Origin of the sequence: Vibrio qingdaonensis, from assembly GCF_026191675.1 — a bacterium.
Taxonomy (GTDB): Bacteria; Pseudomonadota; Gammaproteobacteria; order Enterobacterales; family Vibrionaceae; genus Vibrio; species Vibrio qingdaonensis.
Window position 1 is genome coordinate 1 of the sequence record NZ_JAKRRY010000084.1, and the last position, 3,847, is coordinate 3,847.

Annotated in this window: 2 protein-coding genes; one reads left to right on the top strand and one right to left on the bottom strand. The window is 44.6% G+C overall.

The window, feature by feature from the left end; genetic code table 11:
- Nucleotides 1-29: 29 nt before the first annotated feature.
- A complete protein-coding gene (locus tag MD535_RS25120) occupies nucleotides 30-644 on the bottom strand; it encodes a recombinase family protein (protein ID WP_265677999.1) in 615 nt (204 codons plus the stop codon).
- Between the two features lie 153 nt (nucleotides 645-797).
- On the opposite strand from MD535_RS25120, the gene MD535_RS25125 reads away from it, so the two are divergent.
- Complete coding sequence (locus MD535_RS25125) at nucleotides 798-3,827, top strand: Tn3 family transposase (protein ID WP_265678000.1); 3,030 nt, start codon at nucleotides 798-800, stop codon at nucleotides 3,825-3,827.
- Nucleotides 3,828-3,847: the final 20 nt, after the last annotated feature.

Here is a 3,847-nt window from a genome sequence, read left to right on the forward strand (position 1 = left end):
TGGAACCCCAGATTTTTCCGATTGTGAGATTATTCTCGATTGAGTAACTTTATCCCGTCCGCTCGTAGCTGACCGTCAGGGGAAACATGACGGTATAACGTTTGTCGCGTTATACCTAACTCTTTACATAAGGTACTAACTTTTGTTTCTGGTCGACCCATAGATGCCATTGCCATTCGCAATTTTACTGGGGTCATTTTGTAAGGTCGCCCACCTTTTCTCCCACGCGCTCTTGCTGAAGCTAATCCAGCAATTGTTCGCTCGGCAATCAATTCACGTTCAAACTCAGCCAATGCTGCAAAGATACCAAAAACAAGCTTACCGGCTGCTGTTGTGGTATCAATGGTCGCACCGTGACCAGTCAATACCTTCAAACCTATCCCACGCCCAGTCAGACCATGCACCGTATTTATGAGATGACGAAGGTCACGACCAAGTCGATCTAGTTTCCATACAATCAGAGTATCGCCTGGTCGGAGAGCTTTTAAACAGGAAATGAGTCCAGGACGGTCATCTCGCTTGCCAGATGCTCGGTCCTCATAAAGATTGGTGATATCAACACCTGCAGCAATTAACGCGTCACACTGCAGATCATTCATTTGAGAACCATCAGCTTTTGATACTCGCATATAACCAATTAGCATTTCACACCTGTCACATATACGTTCGATTATGTGACATTGTGATTTTGGCACATGATACTGTCAATAGTAGTCACATTACCCGTCATTTAAACTATGACAAGTAAAGGTTGTATTTTAGGATAATGTGACACCTATAATTTATAAGGTTCTAGAATGGCCAGAAAAAATAAACTCTTAAGTATTCTTTCAGAGGCCGAGCAGGAAGCGCTGTATGGTATTCCTGATTTCGATGATGCGCAGAGGTTGGAGTTTCTGGCTTTGGATGAATCTGAGTTAGCGTTAGCCAATAGCCGGAAAGGACTTCATGCACAACTTTGTTGTATTCTTCAGATTGCTTATTTTAAAGCGAAAAGTCTGTTTTTTCGTTTCGAGTGGAACGATGTTCGGGACGACTGCAACTTTATCCTGAGTCGCTATTTCCCTGGTGAGTCACTTCCGGAACAATCGCCCTCTAAATATGAACGTTATATTCAACGAGAAAAAATCTGCAAACTGTATAATTATCGTCCGTGGTCATCAGCATTATCTTCGCTGGTTGAGCAGCAAGCTGTCCATATTGTCCACCGCGATATCGCTCCTGGGTTTGTTGCCACTGAACTGATTATCTGGCTCAACGAGAACAAAATTATTCGCCCCGGCTATACCACACTCCAAGAGCTGGTCAGCAAGGTGCTTTCTGATGAAAGACAGAGGTTGGGACGTGTTTTAACGGAACAACTTGATGATGCAACCATTGATCATTTGAACAAACTGATTGAACGCGACGAAACCCTTTCTCGCCTTGCTATTCTCAGACAGGATGCGCGTGACTTCGGATGGCGACAGATGGCCCAAGAAAGGGAAAAACGAACCATTTTAGAGCCACTGCACCATAAAGCCTGCAATATTTTACCTACACTGAATATTTCTCAGCAAAACCTGTTGTACTACGCGAGTTTGGCAAATTTCTATACCGTTTACGATCTGCGTCAACTGAAACCCGAGCAGGCGCGTCTTTATCTGCTGTGTTATGCATGGGTTCGTTATCGTCAGTTCAGCGATAACTTGGTGGAAGCCATGTTTTTCCATTTGAAAAAGATCGAGGATGAGAGTCGCCGTGTAGCTAAGCAGCTTCTGGTTGACGTTCAAGAAAAACACCGGCGTGAGACGCCTAAGATCGGACGGCTGCTGTCTCTTTATGTTGATGATAGTGTCTCAGACTTTACCACCTTTGGCGAAGTGCGCCGTAGAGCGTGGAAGATTATGCCACGGGAGACACTGCAAACCACCGCTCAGCGTATGAGCGTAAAACCCGTCAGCAAACTGGCATTACAGTGGCAAGCTGTCGATGGTATGACCGGATTAATCCAGCGTCACCTCCGACCATTATTTCTGTCGCTCGACCTCAACAGTGTAGTCAGCGATAGTCCGTGGGTAAAAGCCATGAACTGGCTTAAGGTGGTATTCAGTAAAAAGCAGACGCTTTCGCAGCGACCACTAACAGAATGCCCAAAGGGAACATTACCCAAACGATTACGCCCGTATTTGCTAGAGTTTGATGAGAGTGGCGAAGTCATTGGACTGAATGCTGGGCGCTATGAGTTCTGGCTCTACCGACAGATTAGAAAACGCTTTCAGGCAGGTGAATTCCACCTCAATAACAGTCTCCGTCATCGTCATCTTTCTGATGAACTGGTACCAGAAGGAAAAAAGGCGACGGTGCTGGCTGAAATGAATATCCCATTTTTGCACAAGCCGATCAAAACACAACTAAAGAAGTTGGAGTCTGAACTGCCTCGACAATGGAAAACATTCAACCGCGAGCTGAAACAGGGAAAGTTGAAGCATGTGATATACGATAGAGAAACGCAGAAGCTGACTTGGCATAAACCCGTTGTCAATCGTAATAAGGCAAAAGAGACGCGATTCTATGAACAGCTACCATTTTGTGATGTGGCTGACGTTTTTCATTTTGTTAACGGGCAGTGCAATTTTCTTCAAACCATGAAACCACTACAGCCCCGTTATGCTAAAAAGAATGCTGATGTCGATAGTTTGACGGCGGTTATCGTTGCTCAAGCAATGAATCATGGTAATCATGTAATGGCTCGAACCAGCGATATTCCATTCCATGTATTAGAAAGCACGTACGAACAATATCTCCGTTTTGCGTCACTTGTTACAGCCAATGACTGTATTACCAACGCGATAGAGGCACTGCCAATTTTCCCATACTATTCATTTGATCCTGAAACACTTTATGGTGCTGTTGACGGACAGAAGTATGGTGTTGAACGACCAACAGTAAAGGCTCGACATTCGCGTAAATACTTTGGCCGAGGTAAGGGCATGGTCGCCTACACAATGCTGTGTAACCACATTCCGATTAACGGCTACCTAATTGGAACAAACGACTATGAAGCCCACCATGTCTTTGATATCTGGTATAGAAACACTTCTGAGGTGAAGCCCACAGCCATCACTGGTGATATGCACAGCTTAAACAAAGCCAACTTTGCGATCTTGCACTGGTTTGGTTTGCGCTTTGAACCTCATTTTACAGACCTGAACAAGCAATTACAGGAGCTGTACTGCGGCAGAGATCCATCAGCCTATAAAAATTGTCTAATTCAACCAGCAGGGCGGATTGATCTTGAGCTTATCAGTCGTGAAAAAAACAATCTTGATCGCATTGTGGCCACGCTGGGATTGAAAGAAATGACGCAAGGAACGTTAGTCCGCAAACTGTGCACATATTCAACAACCAACCCAACAAGACGAGCTCTGTTCGAATATGACCGATTGGTGCGTAGCATTTACACGTTGAAGTACCTGCGTGATCCGCAGTTAGAGCGTAATATACGGCGCTCCCAGAACAGGGTTGAATCCTACCACCAGTTACGTGCTGCAATAGCCAAAGTAGGTGGAAAGAAGGAATTAACAGGAAAAAATGACATAGAAACGGAAATCAGCAACCAATGTGGTCGGTTAATTTCCAACGCAATCATCTATTACAACTCAGCGATCCTGTCACGATTACTAGAACGACTAGAAGCGGAAGGAAATACTAAAGGCATTGATGCTCTAACTCGGATATCACCGGTGGCCTGGCAACACATTTTACTGAATGGCCACTATACCTTTCAAAGCAGTAATGAAATTATTGATTTGGATGAGTTAATTGCTGGTCTGAAACTGGAATAACGGAAAAATCTGGGGTTCCG

What these genes read in the sequence shown, in the direction of transcription:
- MD535_RS25120 (WP_265677999.1), bottom strand. Translation starts at nt 644, where the DNA reads ATGCTAATTGGTTATATGCGAGTATCAAAAGCTGATGGTTCTCAAATG.
- MD535_RS25125 (WP_265678000.1), top strand. Translation starts at nt 798, where the DNA reads ATGGCCAGAAAAAATAAACTCTTAAGTATTCTTTCAGAGGCCGAGCAG.